Genomic DNA, 18,255 nt, shown 5'->3' on the forward strand with positions numbered 1-18,255 from the left:
CTCTGCTACTAAAATCCGTACACTAGGTAGTTTATAGATCATTGCCGTAGTGTTTCATGAGTTCTCATATTTCAACTAAACCCCAATCTCTTTATCCAGATTTAGGTCGCCAATTGTTTAGCATGACCTGGCCGATGCTGTTTGGCGTATTGTCACTGATGAGTTTTCAGCTCGTGGACAGTGCGTTTATTGGTCAACTTGGGGTTCTGCCGCTGGCTGCACAGGGTTTTACCTTGCCAATGCAAATGGTGATTATTGGCTTGCAGGTAGGGCTAGGTATTGCAACAACGTCTCTAATCTCAAGAGTGCTCGGTGCCGAAGAGACACTGCGAGCCAAGCAGCTGGGTGGGCTGGTAGTGCTTACAGGCGCTGTGAGTGTATTTCTTATTTGTGTCCTCATTTGGTTATTACGAACGCCAATATTGAGCCTGCTTAGTGCTCCTGCCGATGTCTACCCAGTCATTGATGCATATTGGCCAGTTTGGCTGGCAAGCTCATGGACTGGTGCGATGCTGTATTTTGCCTACAGCTTGTGCCGGGCAAACGGTAATACCATGTTGCCGGGGATCATGATGATGGTGACCAGTGTACTCAATATGCTATTGGATCCGCTGTTTATCTTTTCCTTTGATATGGGATTGGTTGGCGCTGCCTGGGCAACAATTACTGCCTTTGGTGTTGGTTTGCTTGTTGTGTATCCACTTGTGCTCAAGCGTCATTGGATGAGTCTCAATTGGCAAGGCCTCGATGTGTTTGCGTCAATTAAAGAGCTGGTGAATACGATGGCGCCTGCAATGCTGAGCCAATTATTGCCGCCTTTGTCCTCGATGTTGGCGACTAAACTCGTTGCTAGCTTTGGAGCGGCGACCGTCGCAGCATGGGCGTTGGGTTCACGTTTGGAGTTCTTTTCAATTGTGGTCGTTCTGGCCCTGACGATGTCGATGCCGCCGATGGTCGGCAGGATGCTGGGAGCCAGAGACATTACCAAGATTAAGGCTCTGATAAACCTGGCTGTGAAGTTTGTACTGATCTGGCAGTTTGTTATTGCTGGCGTGTTATTTGCCGCTTCACCCGTTTTAAGTCAATTGCTGTCTAGTGAGCAATCGGTGAGTGAAATATTGTCGTTGCATCTGACCTGGGTGCCGCTGAGCCTGGGGCCACTTGGTGTTTGTATGCTGATGGTTTCAATCTGCAATGCCCTTGCGCTACCAATGCGTGCGTTATTGATTTCCGGCTTACGGCTGTTTGTCTGCTTTTTACCTGTTATTTGGTTAGGTGCGCAGATTGCTGGATTGGAGGGCCTATTTATTGGCGCACTGGTCGGTAACACTGCTGCCGGGATCACTGCTTGGGTATTGTATCAGCAGGGAATAAAACGAGTTATAGCCAAGTATGGCGAGTAATATATTAGCTAAACAGTAACCAACGCCCGGTCGATACCGGGCGTATTTATTTGTACAGTTCGTGTAGTTGCTTTATTTACTTGGTATTATCTTGCCCGAACACTATTTGGAAAAGGAATCGGAGCTAATGGGTACGTTCACCATCAATAATAAGACCATGCACTTTTTAGATAAGGGCGAAGGGCCGGTACTCGTTTTTGGCCATAGCTACTTGTGGGATAGTACAATGTGGGCTCCACAGATTGATGTATTGAGCCAGCATTATCGCTGTATCGTGCCGGATCTTTGGAGCCATGGTCAGTCTGAATCCGCACCTGAGAAGACACGTTCATTGCGTGATTACGCCGATGATATTCTTGCATTGATCGATCATTTAAATATCGAGACATTCTCTGTGATTGGTTTGTCGGTAGGTGGAATGTGGGGAGCTGAGTTGGCGCTCAAGGACCCTGCGCGGGTGCAGTCACTGGTCCTGATGGATACCTTCATCGGTTATGAACCCGAAGTTACTCATGCTAAATATTTTGCCATGCTAGATACCATTGCAGAACTGCAGGCCGTACCAGCGCCGATGGTTGATGTGATCACGCCAATGTTCTTTGCACGAAATGCAGCAGAAGAGACACCTGAGCTAGTGACTCAATTTCGTGCACACCTTGCAAGCCTGAAGGGTCAACAAGCAGTGGATGTTACCCGTATTGGCCGTATGGTATTTGGTCGTCGTGATACCTTTGACGATGTGGAAAAGCTGACATTGCCAACCTTAGTTATGGTGGGTGCAGAAGATACGCCGAGACCGCCACTTGAGGCGCAGCTTATGCATGATGCAATTGATGGTAGTAAATACGTCGTCATTCCCGCTGCAGGCCACATCAGCAATTTAGAGCAAGCAGAGTTCGTCACTAATCACTTGGTAGAGTTCTTGGCTGACGCTATCGCGTAACAGTATTGATAGCCAGATAGATAAGAAGGGCGGAAACCTCATTATCAGTTAGAGGGCCGCCCTTTTTTAAACGATAATCTGCTCTGTTGCGGCTAAAAACAAACACTTGGAAGGTTATTACCCGTTGAACAATCAGGCATTCATCACGGGTTGGGTTGTCTGGTGCTTCTGAATAAACTCAATGGAGTGATGGTTGAATTCATCAGGTCGCTCGACATTGCAGACGTGGCCACAGTTATCAAATTCAGTCAGGTAGCTATGCTTATGCTTATCGACCATCTCTTTCACGGGCTTGATGAACATATAGTCATTAGTGCCCATCAGGTATAACGTCGGAATTGAAAGTTCTTTTTCCTTGAAATACTTCATGATCGGGTTAACGTCAGCTGCTAATTTAAACCAACGTTTAAACTCTTTCTGGCATAGCTTTTTGGCGTCGTTAATAAATAGTACGCGGGACTCTTTTTGGTTTTTTTGCGGCATGACAATGTAAGCAAATAATCCATATAGCCACATGTAGGGGATAATATTTTTGCAGAGATTACCGGCCTTAACCAGCACTTGAGATCTTGCGTCTAATCGTGTGACAGCACCGCCTAACACCATGGATTTGACTCGCTCTGGTGCCAGTTCGGCTAAATTTCTAATGATAATGGTACCGAGTGAGATCCCGACAAAATGTGCAGATTGGATCTTAAGGTGATTAAGGACCTGAAGAATATCTGTCGTTACCGTCTTGAAGGTATACGGGTTCTTCATCATGTCTTTGAACATGGTATTGGATTTACCGTGGCCGCGAAGATCAAGAAGAAGCAGGTTGAAGTGTCGCTTATAGGCTTTTATCTGTTTGAACCAGATTGACGAGCTGCCTCCGGCACCATGAACAAACACCACCCAGTCCTTGCTGGAAGGGTGAAGATAAGTTTTATGAAACAACAGCGAATCTGACATCATGACCTCTATATTTGCACTGCAATAATCCTAACAAGTTGCAGCTAAACAGAAGTTTACCATGCCTAGCTAATGAAGAAGACGGGTAACTGTGAGCAGATGTGTCAGATCGGATGACTTGCCAATAAGTCCCCCCGGTGTACGGGGGGCTGTAGATTAGAGAATGGCATCGCGTCGTTACAGTACTTGCAGCCGGTCAACGTCGATTTCAGGGGTGTTGCCGCCTTCATACTCACCGAATAACCTTACTTTGGTGGTGGCATCGATAGCCTGTGGCAGGCGAATATCATCATCGAGTTCAACTTGAATCTCTTTGGTGCCGTCACTGAAGATAAATGTTTCAGCGTTAATTTGTTTGATGAGATGACCTTCTACGACAGCGTTACGCTCAGTCAGCATGCCGGTATCTTCCAATAGTTCAGCGACTGTTACCGTATCAACTGGCCCTGAGTATGAAATGCCTGCGCCTTTGTCGTGATCTCCAGCAAGTGCAAGCGTTGGCGCCATAACAGCGAGTGTGGCGATAGCAATAATAGTTTTTTTAATCATGATTCAGTCTCCTTGTCGTTGATAGTGCTATTAAACAACAGGTGTTCTGAATTAATGATGAGTTGAATATTCAGATTTCGTTCATATTAAGATGGTTATTAGAAATAGCGATAATTAATACCAATCTAAATAAATATCTGGTCATTTTTCCTCATGAAAAACCGACATCTACTTATCCAGATTGGTATATAAGTGCGAAGCCGCCAGTAATGCGAGCACTGTTCATCCAATGAGAAACTGACGGTTTTTTCTAAAAGAAGGATTAATTTACTGTAGTCGCAAGCGGATAAGTAAACAGGGTCAGGTGGATGAAATTGAAGCTGAAGTGGATACCGATCGCCATGCTTAATCGTCCGCTCCAGTAATAGGCAAGGCCATAGAGAACCCCAGCACACCCAGCAACCAAAATGAAAAGTGGACCCCCGGCAAAGTGAGCGAGGCCAAAGAGTACACTGGCTACACCTATTCCAACCCAATGATTGAATCGCTGAGTGAGCAATCTCTGAATATATCCACGGAAAAGTACCTCTTCTGCGACACAGGTAAACAGCAGGTTGTTGAGCATAAACACCCATAACCACTCAGGCAGAGAAAACTCAGGCCTGACAAGGGCCAGCACATTTGCCATTGCAGGTAAGAGAATGAACAATGTCGCCAACACGGCGAGTTTAACCGGCGTGACATTTCGTGGTTTCCCAAGCATTGCGGGTACAAGTAGCAACAAGCCAAAAATAATCATAGGCTTATCAAGGTTCAGATACATAGTAAACGGAATACTATCTGGGCCAGTAGCCACTTTATCCAATATGTGTAGATTGTAGAAACCGGGTACCAAGTGGAGAATTAAGGCAATTGCCCATACGAGTACCACACCATGCACAGCGACCAACCATTTACCCGATAGTTTTTTCGCTAATGAGGCTACCCCTAGCCCAACCAAAACGACCAATGCAGCCACAAGGGTTAGGCGCTCCAGCAGGTAGGCAGAAACTAAGGTCGCTGAGAGCAGGTATGGCCAGTATCTAGTGTTGATGAATAAGCTGGCAACACTGCATGCCAGAAGCAGCCATATGATCCCATCTGGCATTAATAGTGAAATATTGAACATAAGTAATGGCATTATTATAAATTGAGCAGAGATAATAACGATTTAACTTGTTGGTTTCATGTTTCTTTTTAAATAATAAATAAAAGTGATCACATTCATTTTCTTACTGAATTGATTACTATGCCGATGAAGCTGTACCAGTATGGTGTCGCTTAACCATCATTTCGACGATTGAAGATATTCAGAGGCTTTCATTATGAGTTTTGATTGGTAAAGCAGTGTGACTCCCATACAATGGGGCTTATTGTTGATCGTGAAATGGTATGTAAGTGACAGTGGAGAAAGGATTTATAGGTGCTGAGCTTATCCTTGGCGGTGCCAGATCGGGGAAAAGCAGCCTGGCCGAAACCTTAGCTATCGAATCAAGTTTAGATGTGGTTTATGTCGCGACGGCGACAGCGGGTGATGATGAAATGGTGGCTCGAATTGCCCGCCATAAAACGCAGCGACCGCAGCACTGGCAGCTGGTGGAAGAGCCCGTAAATTTGGCTGCTGTCATTCGATCACATAGTAAAGCGGATAGTTGCCTGCTTATCGATTGCCTGACGCTGTGGCTTTCCAACTGTTTATTTGCTCCAGGTGCAACATCGCATTCTTGGCACCAGCAGAAACAAGAGCTGCTTCAGGCTATATCACAAGCAAAAGGTCGTATTATTATGGTCAGTAATGAAGTTGGTCAGGGTATTGTGCCGATGGGAGAGGTTTCACGGCAATTTGTTGATGAAAGTGGCTGGTTGCACCAGGCAATCGCCAAACAGGTTGAGCGGGTCGTTTTTGTGACTGCAGGTCTTCCGCAGGTTTTGAAAGGTCCCGCATTATAAATACAGGTAGAAGGGGGGAACAATGAATCAAACTTCAATCACTCGTATTGATATTTTGCGCCATGGCTTGCCTGAAGGTGATGGATGCTTGCGGGGGCACACAGATTTTCCGATCACGGCGAAAGGATTGGAGCAGATGTCAGTTGCTGTCGATGGGCTGGTTGACGTCGAGCAGGTTCTATCCTCACCGTTGCAGCGTTGCAGTGATTTTGCTAAACAGTTCGCCAGCCAGTTTTCATTGCCTATTGAACAACTTGCAGATTGGAAAGAAATGAATTTTGGCCGCTGGGACGGTCAAAGTCGAGATAGCCTATGGCAAACCGAGAGGGAGCTCTTGAGTGAGTATTGGCAGAACCCTTGGTTGTCGACCCCACATGGTGGCGAGTCTCTACGGGAGTTCGACGGTCGGATCCAGTGTGCCTGGCAAGATGTGCTTAAGAGTTACCAGGGGAAGCGTGTATTGCTTGTCACCCACGCTGGCGTGATGAAGCAGTTGCTACGAATTCTGTTAGACATACCAGAAAATGCCAATTATTTACAACGTGTCGATCTACCTTATGCGGCTCGTTACCGTGTCACAGTTTATCGCGATGAACATGGAGAGCATTGGCCGCAAATTCAATGGCCAGTGCAACAGCAATTTTAGTGAGAAGTAAATGCAATTAACAACTCAGGCACTTATGGTGCAGGGAACCACATCAGATGCAGGCAAGAGTGTGCTTGCGGCTGGGCTGTGTCGGGTATTGGCGAGAAAAGGCATCCAGGTTGCTCCTTTTAAATCGCAGAATATGGCGCTCAATAGTGCTGTCACCAAAGATGGCGGTGAAATAGGCAGGGCGCAGGCTGTTCAGGCTCAGGCCTGCGGTATTGAACCAACGGTTCATATGAATCCGGTATTGTTAAAACCTAATACCGATATCGGTGCACAAGTTATTGTTCAGGGAAAAGCGCTGGCAGACATGGATGCGGTAGGTTTTCACGACTATAAAAAAGTGGTGATGGGGCCTGTCATGGAGTCATTCTGCCTCTTGCAAGATGAATACCAAACGGTGGTTATAGAAGGAGCCGGAAGTCCGGCAGAGATCAACCTGCGCGAGAACGATGTTGCCAATATGGGCTTTGCCGAGCAGGCTGATATACCGGTGATCATTGTAGCTGATATTGACCGTGGCGGGGTATTCGCCCACCTTTACGGGACCTTGGCTTTACTCTCTGAGTCGGAGCAGGCTCGTGTGAAGGGGTTCGTAATAAATCGATTCCGTGGTGATATCAAGCTTCTGGAGTCAGGGCTGGATTGGCTGGAAGAGAAAACGGGCAAGCCGGTATTTGGGGTATTGCCTTACCTGCATGGCTTGATGCTAGAGGCAGAAGATGCGATTAATGTTCAGCAAGTTGAAGCGGCCGAACAGCAGCTTAATGTTGTCGTACCTGTGCTCACCCGTGTAAGTAACCATACGGATTTCGATCCGCTTCGGATGCATCCCCAGGTTAATCTGCAGTTTGTGGGTAAAGGTGAGCCAATGCCACCGGCCGATCTCATCATTATTCCCGGCACCAAGAGTGTCCGCAGTGATCTGGCGTTTTTACGTGAGCAGGGCTGGGATAAACACATTGCCCGACATGTCCGTCTAGGCGGTAAGTTGATGGGAATTTGCGGTGGCTACCAGATGATTGGTGAACACATTGCCGATCCTGATGGCATTGAAGGTGAGGCTGGTGAAAGCCGCGCTCTTGCCTACCTGCAAACCTCAACGGTATTGGCTCCAGACAAACAGTTAAAGCAAACCTCCGGCCAATTACAGCTTCCTGAACAAGAGGCCGTTGCTGTTCGTGGCTATGAGATCCATGCTGGTGTAACACAAGGTGTCAGAGCTGATGCGCCATTACAGCTTATTGATGGCCCGGATGGTCAGCTAGGGGTTGATAACCAGGTATTTGGAACTTACCTGCATGGTATCTTTGAGCAGCAAGAAGCCTGTGATGCGATTCTGTCTTGGGCAGGGTTGGAGGCAACCCAAACACCAGATTTTGATCAGATCCGAGAGCAGGGTATTGACCGAGTTGCTGATACCATTGAACAGCATATGGATCTTGCGAAACTATGGCCTGAGTGGGCTGATAAGTTTGCAAAACCCGAATAGAGTCAATAAGTCACAGAAATAAACGTTAACTTAAGCCCTTGCTAACAACTGCCAGCAAGGGCTTTTTATTATGTCTGAACATTCATTAACGCTGTTTGTGTTTCAGTGTGTACCTTTCTAGCTTACCAAAGAGTAATGACAAGCCAAGGCAGAGGAATAAATAACCAGCACCAACCAATAACCAAATTTCAAAAATCAGGCCGGATGAGTTGGCGATTTCGCTACCGACAAAGGTGAGTTCCTGAATCGAAATCAGAGAGATGATGGATGAATCTTTAACCAGGGAGATAAACTGTCCAGCCAGTGGTGGAACGATACCAGCTAGGGCTTGTGGGAAAATAACGTTGCGAAAACGATCCCAGCGGGACAAGCCGAGAGAATCGGCTGCTTCCCATTGTCCCTTGGCGATGGCATCAATACCAGAGCGGACAATCTCTGCGATATAAGCAGCTGCAATTAACCCGACACAAAGTACCCCGGAGAATAGGTTTTCCCATAATTTGGCTGGGCCAAACAGTAACTGCTGCAGGCCATTAATATCGGTATTTGGATAGCGCAATACACTTTCAAGGCCAAGCGCAGGAACTAATTGGCTGGAAATGAAAAAGTAGAATATAAACACAAACACCAGTGGGGGGATGTTGCGTACGAGCTGGATATAAGCCTGAGATGGTAACCTCAGTAACATCAAGGGTGAGCGGCGGGCCAAACCTAGTATTAACCCCAAGAGGCCAGCAAATAGCATTCCCCAAAGGCTTAGCCGTATTGTCGCAATAAGACCTTGGAAGAAATAGGGCAGATCGCCATTCTTTCCGCTGGAAAAAATAAGCGAGAAGGCCTTATCCCAATTCCATTGATAATGAATACCGGCTGATGAGCGATACCATAGCCAGCCAATGAAGCTGACGATGATTATCACCAGCAACAGATCAAGCCGATTTAAACGGGAAAAAGCCGGGAGGGAGCCTCCCGACATGTGCTGTGTTTTACTCTGAGACAAGCGTTATTGCCCTTCTGCGATTTGATTTTGCCAATCAAGCGTTGTAAACCAGTAGTCATGACGCTCTTTTAGCCAACCATCTTCAGTACGAAGCAAGATCCAATTGTTGAAGAAGTTCAGCAGATCAAACTCGCCATGACGAATCGCGAAGGCTTCCGAGCCTCTGCTCAGACGCTCAGTCAGCGGGATATACAGCTTGTTATTGTATTGGATTGACATCTGTTCTGGCTTTGGTGAAGACGCCAGCACAGCATGGGCATTGCCGTTTAATACTTCCTGGAATGCCTGGGCATCATCGTCAAACTGGCGTAGCTTGGCTTTCGGGAAGTACTTTTTAGCGGTTTGAACAGTGAAGGCGCCGCGTCGTACCGCGAGAGTCACACTACGTTTGTTATAAGCCTCAATGCTTGTCTTACCTGCTGCTTTTTCCGTGTGAGCAGCAAGCTGAACACCTGAATGGGCATAAGGTGAAGTAAACAGCACACTCATATTACGGGCCGGAGTGATCGACATACCACCGATAATGACATCGAATTTGCCCGCGAGCAGAGCAGGGATAATCCCGTCCCAGGCAGTGGGAATGAACTCAACTTTTAGCCCGGCATCTTCTGCCAGTCGACGGGCGACATCGACTTCAAAGCCAACGAGTTCACCTTGTTTATCTCGCATCGCCCAAGGGACGAAAGTCGACAAACCGACACGAAGCGTACCGCGCTCTTTGATTTCTGTGAGGGTACTCTTATCAGCAGCCAGTGCTGATGAGCCTATGAGTAATGTAAATACAGCAAGGCATGCTGCTAACAGACGTTTCATGCTTCCTTTCTCCTAATTGTTGTAATAAGGCATAACAGTGTTGCTAATGAGCCGGTACATCGAGTTTGTGCTCTAGCCAGGCGGCAAAACCCGATAGCACCAGGGTGACGCATAAATATATTCCCGCGACGGTGAACCAGATCTCAAATGGCATGGCAGTATCGGCAACGATATTTCTGCCTTCTGTTGTCAGATCAAAAATCGCCATCACACTGACAATGGATGAGTTTTTGACAAGCGACACGGCCTCGTTGGTTAGCGGTGGCAGAATTCGCCGGATCACTTGTGGCAAAATAACAAACCGATAGTTATCCGTTTGGGAAAGTCCAAGACTTTGACCTGCTTCAAATTGGCCCTTGGCAATACTGTTTAAACCTGCCCGGAAAATCTCAGCGGTATACGCCCCTTGGAATAACGAGAGTGCCAAAACAGCCGTCGTAAAGCGTTCAAGCCCGAGTACCGGGCCAAAAACAAAATACAGCAGATATATTTGAACAAGGAGCGGGGTATTACGTATCAGTTCGATATAACTTCGTGCAAGCCCACGACCGATGATGGAATCAGATATTCTCAGGAGAGCGGTTGTCAGCCCAATGACAAGCGTGAGTACAAGGCTGACGGCTGATATTTTTAGCGTGACGAGTAGCCCTTCAAGTAACTCGGCGGGAAACCACTCACCATCCTCAACAAACCATAAATATTGCGGTATGCGATACCATTGCCAGCGGTAGTTCATGGCCTCGGCACCGCTGTTAAGCAGCCAATAAAGGCCCAAGCCAACTAAAGACACCTGTAGGAAACCAGAAATAACCGGTTGCAGGATCTTTAGCCCATTTGTCGGTAGTGCTGACGGAGGATTCTTTTTCAACATCGCGGCTTAATAACTCAGTATTTGTTCAAGGAACTGCTGGGTGCGTTCATGGCTGGGTGTATCAAACAACTGGGCGGGCGGGGCAATTTCAACAATTTCGCCTTCGTCCATAAACACTACCCGATCAGCAACTTGCCGAGCAAAGCCCATTTCATGGGTCACGCACACCATTGTCATACCTTCATCGGCAAGTTCTTTCATGACATCGAGTACTTCTCTGATCATTTCCGGATCAAGTGCCGAGGTGGGTTCATCAAATAACAGTATATCGGGCTTCATACAAAGCGATCGCGCGATGGCGACGCGCTGTTGCTGTCCACCCGAAAGCTGCGCTGGGTACTTGTCTGCCTGATGGCCAATATGAACGCGCTCTAAGTATTCACGAGCCAGTTTATCGGCTTCTGCTTTGGACATTTTCAGCGCACGCCGGGGGGCAAGGGTGAGGTTTTCTAGTACTGTCATGTGAGGGAAAAGGTTGAAATGCTGGAAAACCATACCAACTTTGCCGCGAATTGCTCTTAAGTGTTTGTTATCAAGTGGGTGGCCTGCAACGAGAAGTTGCCCTGCATTGTATTTTTCAAGGCCGTTGATACAGCGAATGAGTGTGGACTTTCCTGAGCCAGAGGGGCCACAAACAACAAGGCGCTCACCACGCTCAATGGTCAGGTTAATATTCTTGAGGGCATGGAATTCGCCATACCATTTATCGACGTTTCGAAATGAAACGACAGCATCTTCAGGCACCAGGGTGACCTCGGCAATGAATAATTTGTTGTACTTATGTTATTGCTTTTACGAATAATTTTCAAAGTAATACCACTGAAAAGGAGAATAAGGGGGTAAATTAGTATGCTGCTTGGCTCAAAAGCTGGCTGATCGCAGGGTTGCTGAATGGTTGGATTTATGGAGATTTCACAGCATATTTGGTCTAACCAGCCGGTTGCGAGTAAAAAATGTGTAATTAAATTTCAAATAGCGTTTGCACATGAGCGTTTAAGGCGATAAGTTAAAGTCAATGGGATGTGAGATTTACTGTCAACGATCTCTGTACATTATTGTTTACATGTTGACAGGTGATAGTACTACGGGAAGTAAAAAGCATGCATAAAACAGATGACGTACGCATTCGCGAGATTAAAGAACTTTTACCACCAGTTGCTGTATTGGAAAGATTTCCAGCAACTGAAAATGCATCTGAAACCGTTTTTCAGGCACGTCAGTCAATTCATAACATCTTAAATGATGAAGATGACCGTTTGCTTGTCATCGTCGGCCCTTGTTCGATCCATGACACTGAAGCAGCTCTTGAATATGGTAAGAAGCTGAAGTCACTCCGTGAGGAGCTAAAGGGTGAACTGGAAGTTGTAATGCGCGTTTATTTTGAAAAACCGCGTACAACCGTTGGCTGGAAAGGCCTTATTAATGACCCGTACATGGACGGGAGTTTTCAGTTAAATGATGGCCTGCGAATTGGCCGTAAACTATTGCTCGATTTGACAGATATAGGTGTACCTACTGCAGGTGAATTCCTTGATATGATCACGCCGCAGTACATGGGTGATTTAATCAGCTGGGGCGCAATCGGTGCGCGTACAACTGAATCACAAGTACACCGTGAACTGGCTTCTGGTTTGTCTTGCCCGGTCGGTTTTAAAAACGGTACGGACGGTAACATCAAAATTGCAACAGATGCGATTGGCTCATCAAGTGCGCCTCACCACTTCTTATCAGTGACTAAGTATGGCCACTCGGCAATTGTATCCACTGCGGGTAATGAAGACTGCCACATTATTCTTCGTGGTGGTAAAGAGCCAAACTACAGCGCCGAGCATGTCAATAATATTACTGACCAGCTTGATAAAGCAGGCTTGCGCAAGAAAGTGATGATCGATTTCAGCCACGCGAACAGCCTGAAGCAGTTCCAGCGCCAGGTAGTGGTTTCTGAAGATGTTGGCCAGCAGATCGCAGCCGGCAACGATGCAATTTTTGGTGTAATGATCGAAAGTCACCTGGTTGAAGGTCGTCAAGATATCGTTGATGGTAAAGTGGCCACTTATGGCCAAAGTATTACCGATGCATGTATTGGCTGGGAAGATACGGAAAAAGTACTTCGTCAATTAGCCAATGATGTAAGCAAGCGTCGTGTGAAGTAAGAAGTAGTTGAAACAGTCGATTTTGACTGTGAACTTTTAGAAAAAAAGCCTGATTTTTTATCAGGCTTTTTTGTTATTGAGGGGGAGGCTGTCTTGAGATAAGTCTACAAAGTGTCAGTCTATTTTAGGCTAAACAGGGTATTTGAACCATTGTCATTTAGTGGCACAGCCTAACATTCAATTCGGTTACGCCCAGCCTCCTTTGCTTGATACAGTGCTTTATCGGCAGCTTTGATAACATCTTCTGGATCACTTAGCTCATAGTTATCTGCAACACCAATGCTGACAGTGACATTGATAGGTTTGTTTTTCCTTCTTTGTGCTCGTTGTTCAATGCCATTAATATCATCTTCTGGACGTAAGGCGTTATCGCGAACTAATAGTTTATAGCGGGCAATTTTTAGCCGCAGTTCATCAAGGAACTCTATACAGTCGTGAGTTTCTTTACCTTTAAATAGAATTGTAAACTCTTCGCCGCCATAACGGAATACCCTAGCGTTACCGCGGGTTGATAGCATTAAGGATGCAACTAATTTAAGTACATTATCACCGGTATCATGGCCATAGCTATCATTAAATTTTTTAAAGTGATCAATATCCAGCATAGCTATTGTATATAGACGGCCTAAGTGTTTCATTTCGATTTCTAGCGCTCTGCGGCCAGGTATTTTTGTGAGGGGATCATCAAAAGCAAGTTCGTGGCTACAAAAGAATAAGTTTAGGAGTAACAGGCAAGCAGCAAGAAAAAAAAAGCTCGATGAAATATAGTCAAACTGGAAAAGAGAAAAGGTTATTCCTGATAAAAGCAGACAAATAAAAACGGGCTGATCTGAGTTTAAGTTCCGTTTTAGCATTACAATTGCACTGACAGTTGTACTCATAATCACAAAAGCCGCAATCATCATAGGGAGTGGCGAGTTCTCTGCCATCGGATATAAGTAGTTTTCCCATAGCCATGCAATATCAGTATCTTTGAAATGTTCGAGAAGCTTCATGCTGCCGACTATCTGCACAGCAATGAAGCTTAGGTACAGTATCACTACTTTTGAAAAAATTCGGCGTTCGGGAAGAAGTAAAATTAGGAGTAAGTTCAGCGGGAGTAAACTGGCCAGCAAGACGAATTCCAGTCGGTTGCTACCTTCGTCAAGTGGGCTTTGCAAATGGTTTTGAATAATGTAATAGGTACCCAGCATCAAGATGGCCACTATGCCGGTTTTTCCTTGATTAATTGGCTGGCTTAGGGCTGCAGTGAGTATGAGTAATATATAAGGCAATACAATAATCAGATCGTGATTATTAGTGCAAATCGCAACGACCCAATCCATGGCAGTAATAAGTGCAGCGGCTAACATTAATGGGAAACAAAAGCGAACGCCCGCATATCGGAATACTGCAAATGATAACATTGGCATTGAAACAAAACCCATATACTCAAAGTAATTTAAGGATAATCGATGTGACGAAAAAACCAAGTAAGTTAGTTAATTTTCAGTACATAGAGCGGAGGAAGTTGACCGAAAGCCTATGACTAAGAGCTAGTACTGTACTACTTGGCAGGATGTTGTGAATTTGTCTAACAAAAATCACTTCAAAATACATGAGTCAGAGTGATATCAGCATGCCCAGCTCAAGGTAAATGACGGCAGAAATGGTGGTCCCACTTCTACATTATTTGACGCTGTGATGGGGTTGCTGAATCACTTCGAAGGGGGGAATGTTAGGGCTAGTTTGCTGCTTTATTACGTAAAACCACTATGCCTTCTACCTAGCGCCTTGCTCACCAATCCGTCGACCTCGTTGAAACAAACATCTTGAAGCAGCTTGGATATCTCCAACAAAATAATAACACCAAATTAGAATTTTCTTTAATACATATAGTTACCACGCAATAGCGTCCATCACTGTCATAACTGCTTGATATGCATATCATTGCAAAATTAAGATGTAAATATTTGACTAGTGGCTTGTTATTAATGTAATTAATTTGCCGCAAAAAAATGATAGTAGTTACTTTCAATAACAAAAAAGTTCAACTATTACTTAAAGTGTTAGAACAAGGTCACGTTTAGAAAAATGAGAGCGAAGAACTTGTTCTTACATAAAAATTGTTCAAAACATAACTTTAGTTCTTGGCGCTTCAGCCAAGTGAAGATGGAAGGAATCTATGATGTTTAAGTCAATCAATAATGCAATGACTGCTGGTTTTGTCAAACTTCAAACGGCTATTGAAGAATTTAAGAACGATGAACAAGGTGTAACAGCGATTGAATATGCACTGGTTGGCGTTGCTATTGCCACTGCTGTGGCAGCTGTTTTCGGTACTGATGGTGGTGATTTGAATACAGGTTTAACTAATGCAATGAGTACAATTACAGGTAAACTTCCAGCATCTGAATAAAGTAGATACAAAGTTGCAGGTTGAATTTTTAATTCTAACCCTGATTAGCGCACATATCTGCTGGGGTGATATAAAGCATCGGAAAATAAAAAACAGCCAGATATTTTTGTTGCTAATGGCCTGTGTTTATATTCTGGTAATAAAAGATATCAGTTATGTGCCCTTTATTGCCGCCTGTACTGCACTGGCCTTGGGGTTTGTTATTAGTACATTAGGTTATATAGGAGCCGGTGATGTGAAGTTATATGCAGTTTTTTTGCTAGCCATATCACCGGCATATTGGAGCTTTAGCCTAGTAACGATAATAATAATTGGAGGGATACAGGCATGCTGTTACTTGTTGTATGGGGTGATTACAAACAGCTTGCAAGAAGTTAGAGCTAAAGGCATTCCTTATGGTGTTGCTATATCTACAGCCAGTGTTTTTAGTATTTGGATTTCACACTTCTAGGGTAGCGCTATGAGACAAAAGATTATGTTTCTGGTTGCATTTATCTCTATAGCCGTAGGTTTACTAGGGATATCTGAATCGTACTTTGAGCCCAAAGAAACGGTGGCTGAAACTAAAGTTGAAGTTCAGGAAGAGAATAAAATCACGGTTTGGCTCCTGAAAGAAGCGTTGAAAAAGGGAGAGCAGATCACGTTAGCAAATGTATACAAAAAACAGTTGGTTGAAAGTGAAGCTAATAAGGCGGGTATCTACCAGGATGTTGAGCTAAAGATAAAGCCGGGTAATATTGTCAGGCAAGATCTCGCTAAAGACTATTTCCTAATTCAACATAATATAGTTAGCATAAATTCACCAGAATATATCGACCTGATCTTAAAGCAAGGGATGGTACCGTATCCTTTCGAGACCAATATTTCGACCGTATATGGTGGGGTGATAGATGTTGGGGATTACATCGACGTGATTTCGTTGACTTCACTAGAGCAGAATTTTGCAGATACCGATCGGGTTAGTTCATACCGTAGTGTATCGGTGTCTCCATTACTAACAGCTGTGCGTATATTGGCAGTAGAAGATGTCGAAAAAAGTATAGACAAAAACAATGTAACTTTAGTGCTAGAACTTAGCCGCAGTGATATCGCAAAAATGGTTATTGCAAAACGTGTTAGCCAACTTGAGGTACACAAATCAAGTATTGATAGTTTTGGTGGTCGTAGCTTAAGTGTACATAAAGCAGATACTGGAGATGTATTACCTGACTATTTCTCGGTTACTGAGCTTAGGGGAAAAGAGCGTATCGTTAACTAAGGATGGCTGCCAATGATGTTAGGTCAAACAACGATAAGGATTTTTGTTGGGCTGGGTTTGATGCTCTTTACACGTATAGTTTGTTCAGCATCGATCATTAACTTAGGTTTAGATGAAGCGAAGACACTCAGCTTTAATACCAAAATTGAGACTGTCTTTATTTCAAATTCGGAAATGGCAGACTACCAGGTGATTAGCGAAAACAAACTTGTCGTGTTTGGTCGAAAGGTTGGTAATGCATCCCTGATTGTCTTTGGAGAGAATGGTAAAACACTTGCAAACCGTAAATTGGTGATTAATAAAAGTCTCACTCATATCCAGCAATATATCGCGATAAAACACCCTGATGTCGATATATCGATCATGAATCTAGGCGATCAAGTTGTATTGAGCGGTATTGTCTCTTCAGTACAAGAAAAAGAGAGTATCTATTATCTGGTTGGAGAATTGCTTAGCAAGGAATATGAGGATTACAAAATTCACTGGGATCTGGGTTATCAGGAGCTTGAAATTGATTTCATGACGCGCCGCCGCTATAAGGGGTTGGTCAACAATATTGAAGTAGCGAAAACCAAGCAGGTTAATGTCAAACTGTCCATTGCTGAAGTCTCTCATTCCTTTCTTGATGAGCTTGGCTTTAGATGGGGATCAATTATCGGTGATGGAAGCTTTGCAGGAAATGGTCAGTTTGCTGATTTTATTACGGATTTAAGTGCTGATGATATCGCTATGTTTATATCAGCAGTGAATGATGATGAAGTAGGACAAATTCTTGCCGAGCCGAATTTATCAGTGATATCAGGAGAGACTGCAAGCTTTCTGGTAGGGGGGGAATTGCCGATTGTTGTCTATATTGACGATACCTATACTGTTACTTACAAAGAGTTTGGTATTCGATTGGAACTGGCAGCCAAGGTACTTCAGGATGACCAGATTAAGTTGTCGCTGATGCCTGAAGTGAGTGCCATTGATAACCAGTACCGTTCATCAATTCTCGATATACCCGCATTTAAAACACGTCGAGCAAGAACCACAGTTGAATTAGGTGATGGGCAAAGTTTTGTACTTGGTGGCTTGTTAAGTACAGAAGATAGAGAAGCACTTTCTAAGATCCCCTTTATTGGTGATATTCCAGTATTAGGTGCTCTTTTTCGTCATACCCAGACAGAGCGACGTAAAACAGAGTTGATTATTGTCGCGACCGTAAACTTAGTACAGCCCATTCATCCTTCGCAAATTCAGCTACCCAGTATTCAACGCACATCATCATTGTCCAGGTTTTTTAATTTAGACACTTCTGCATCACCGAATACAGAGAAATGGGCTGATGAAATTTTGGCTACTGGGGGGTTTAAAAAATGATCAGAATCATACTTGTAACCTTATTACTAAACCTGATGGCTTGTACCAGCCAATTTCAAGAATACCCGTCATCATCGGTTGATGTGATCCCTATTAAATTTTCTATGCAGATCGATAGCCAAAGTGAGGGGTTTAATACCTCCAAACAGAATGTTAATAGTTTCGTGAAACACCATAATGAACAGCTTCTGGCTCAAGATGTGTTAATAAAATACAGTAATCGTCAGGCAAAAAAATTAGCCGATTATGTGCATGTTTTGCTCTTAAAACAAGGTGTAAATCCATCAAGGATTACAGTAAAGGTTGAGGCTGTTGCTAACGATAAAGATTTTGAAATCTCATATACCGAACACAAGCTTCAAGCCCCTATCTGTACTTATGAGCAAATAGAAAGGTTAGGTGAGCAGCCTGCGAACTGTGCTGTTGAAGGTGCGCGGTGGAAGTCTATGCTACATCCGAACAAAATGCTTTCACAGAGTTAACT

At 44.5% G+C, this 18,255-nt stretch carries 19 protein-coding genes; 11 read left to right on the plus strand and 8 right to left on the minus strand.

Annotated features, from left to right (window positions below; translation table 11 throughout):
* Window positions 1–56 precede the first annotated feature (56 nt).
* A complete protein-coding gene (locus AC51G0_RS28165; protein ID WP_496302852.1) occupies window positions 57–1,403 on the plus strand; it encodes an MATE family efflux transporter in 1,347 nt (448 codons plus the stop codon).
* 127 nt (window positions 1,404–1,530) lie between these two features.
* Window positions 1,531–2,346: an alpha/beta fold hydrolase gene (locus AC51G0_RS28170; protein WP_496302853.1), complete on the plus strand. Its 816-nt coding sequence runs from the start codon at window positions 1,531–1,533 to the stop codon at window positions 2,344–2,346.
* Window positions 2,347–2,478: 132 nt separating this feature from the next.
* On the opposite strand, the gene AC51G0_RS28175 is transcribed toward AC51G0_RS28170, so the two are convergent.
* The 3 genes from AC51G0_RS28175 to AC51G0_RS28185 form a co-directional block, all read right to left on the minus strand.
* Entirely contained in the window at window positions 2,479–3,297 is an 819-nt protein-coding gene (locus AC51G0_RS28175) for an alpha/beta fold hydrolase (protein WP_496304236.1), read from the minus strand.
* A 177-nt stretch (window positions 3,298–3,474) separates the two neighbouring features.
* Window positions 3,475–3,843 (minus strand): YgiW/YdeI family stress tolerance OB fold protein, encoded by a 369-nt coding sequence (locus AC51G0_RS28180; RefSeq protein WP_496304237.1) that lies wholly within the window; start codon window positions 3,841–3,843, stop codon window positions 3,475–3,477.
* Between the two features lie 265 nt (window positions 3,844–4,108).
* The gene (locus tag AC51G0_RS28185) at window positions 4,109–4,954 is read right to left on the minus strand and encodes a CPBP family intramembrane glutamic endopeptidase (protein WP_496302854.1); all 846 of its coding nucleotides are present in this window, start codon (window positions 4,952–4,954) and stop codon (window positions 4,109–4,111) included.
* A 269-nt stretch (window positions 4,955–5,223) separates the two neighbouring features.
* On the opposite strand from AC51G0_RS28185, the gene cobU reads away from it, so the two are divergent.
* Genes cobU through AC51G0_RS28200 form a run of 3 tightly spaced genes read left to right on the plus strand, consistent with a single transcriptional unit; the run spans window position 5,224 to window position 7,916 of the window.
* Window positions 5,224–5,775 (plus strand): bifunctional adenosylcobinamide kinase/adenosylcobinamide-phosphate guanylyltransferase, encoded by a 552-nt coding sequence (cobU, locus tag AC51G0_RS28190; protein ID WP_496302855.1) that lies wholly within the window; start codon window positions 5,224–5,226, stop codon window positions 5,773–5,775.
* A 22-nt stretch (window positions 5,776–5,797) separates the two neighbouring features.
* Complete coding sequence (locus tag AC51G0_RS28195) at window positions 5,798–6,421, plus strand: histidine phosphatase family protein (protein WP_496302856.1); 624 nt, start codon at window positions 5,798–5,800, stop codon at window positions 6,419–6,421.
* Between the two features lie 10 nt (window positions 6,422–6,431).
* Window positions 6,432–7,916 (plus strand): cobyric acid synthase, encoded by a 1,485-nt coding sequence (locus AC51G0_RS28200; RefSeq protein ID WP_496302857.1) that lies wholly within the window; start codon window positions 6,432–6,434, stop codon window positions 7,914–7,916.
* Window positions 7,917–8,001: 85 nt separating this feature from the next.
* On the opposite strand, the gene AC51G0_RS28205 is transcribed toward AC51G0_RS28200, so the two are convergent.
* From AC51G0_RS28205 to AC51G0_RS28220, 4 genes are read right to left on the minus strand one after another with little or no spacing between them, the layout of a single operon-like run.
* Window positions 8,002–8,892, minus strand: coding sequence for an amino acid ABC transporter permease (locus AC51G0_RS28205; RefSeq protein ID WP_496304238.1), 891 nt, complete (start codon window positions 8,890–8,892; stop codon window positions 8,002–8,004).
* A 27-nt stretch (window positions 8,893–8,919) separates the two neighbouring features.
* Window positions 8,920–9,729 carry a transporter substrate-binding domain-containing protein gene (locus AC51G0_RS28210; RefSeq protein ID WP_496302858.1) on the minus strand — a complete coding sequence of 270 codons (810 nt, stop codon included), beginning with the start codon at window positions 9,727–9,729 and terminating at the stop codon, window positions 8,920–8,922.
* A 43-nt stretch (window positions 9,730–9,772) separates the two neighbouring features.
* Complete coding sequence (locus AC51G0_RS28215; protein ID WP_496302859.1) at window positions 9,773–10,600, minus strand: amino acid ABC transporter permease; 828 nt, start codon at window positions 10,598–10,600, stop codon at window positions 9,773–9,775.
* 6 nt (window positions 10,601–10,606) lie between these two features.
* Window positions 10,607–11,347, minus strand: a complete 741-nt coding sequence (locus AC51G0_RS28220) for an amino acid ABC transporter ATP-binding protein (RefSeq protein ID WP_496304239.1) — start codon at window positions 11,345–11,347, stop codon at window positions 10,607–10,609.
* Window positions 11,348–11,700: 353 nt separating this feature from the next.
* On the opposite strand from AC51G0_RS28220, the gene aroG reads away from it, so the two are divergent.
* Window positions 11,701–12,753: a 3-deoxy-7-phosphoheptulonate synthase AroG gene (gene aroG, locus AC51G0_RS28225; protein ID WP_496302860.1), complete on the plus strand. Its 1,053-nt coding sequence runs from the start codon at window positions 11,701–11,703 to the stop codon at window positions 12,751–12,753.
* A 170-nt stretch (window positions 12,754–12,923) separates the two neighbouring features.
* Here aroG and AC51G0_RS28230 read toward each other — a convergent pair whose 3' ends face one another.
* Entirely contained in the window at window positions 12,924–14,165 is a 1,242-nt protein-coding gene (locus AC51G0_RS28230; RefSeq protein ID WP_496302861.1) for a GGDEF domain-containing protein, read from the minus strand.
* A 752-nt stretch (window positions 14,166–14,917) separates the two neighbouring features.
* Between AC51G0_RS28230 and AC51G0_RS28235 the strand changes: the two genes are divergently transcribed.
* Genes AC51G0_RS28235 through AC51G0_RS28255 form a run of 5 tightly spaced genes read left to right on the plus strand, consistent with a single transcriptional unit; the run spans window position 14,918 to window position 18,253 of the window.
* Window positions 14,918–15,151: a Flp family type IVb pilin gene (locus AC51G0_RS28235; RefSeq protein ID WP_496302862.1), complete on the plus strand. Its 234-nt coding sequence runs from the start codon at window positions 14,918–14,920 to the stop codon at window positions 15,149–15,151.
* A 13-nt stretch (window positions 15,152–15,164) separates the two neighbouring features.
* Window positions 15,165–15,602, plus strand: coding sequence for an A24 family peptidase (locus AC51G0_RS28240; protein ID WP_496302863.1), 438 nt, complete (start codon window positions 15,165–15,167; stop codon window positions 15,600–15,602).
* A gap of 9 nt (window positions 15,603–15,611) precedes the next feature.
* Window positions 15,612–16,409, plus strand: coding sequence for an RcpC/CpaB family pilus assembly protein (locus tag AC51G0_RS28245; protein WP_496302864.1), 798 nt, complete (start codon window positions 15,612–15,614; stop codon window positions 16,407–16,409).
* A 60-nt stretch (window positions 16,410–16,469) separates the two neighbouring features.
* Entirely contained in the window at window positions 16,470–17,771 is a 1,302-nt protein-coding gene (locus AC51G0_RS28250; protein WP_496304240.1) for a type II and III secretion system protein family protein, read from the plus strand.
* Window positions 17,768–18,253 (plus strand): hypothetical protein, encoded by a 486-nt coding sequence (locus AC51G0_RS28255; protein WP_496302865.1) that lies wholly within the window; start codon window positions 17,768–17,770, stop codon window positions 18,251–18,253. Before AC51G0_RS28250 ends, AC51G0_RS28255 begins: the two co-directional genes overlap by 4 nt.
* The last annotated feature ends 2 nt before the right edge of the window (window positions 18,254–18,255 follow it).

It is taken from the genome of Photobacterium sp. HL06 (assembly GCF_059552575.1).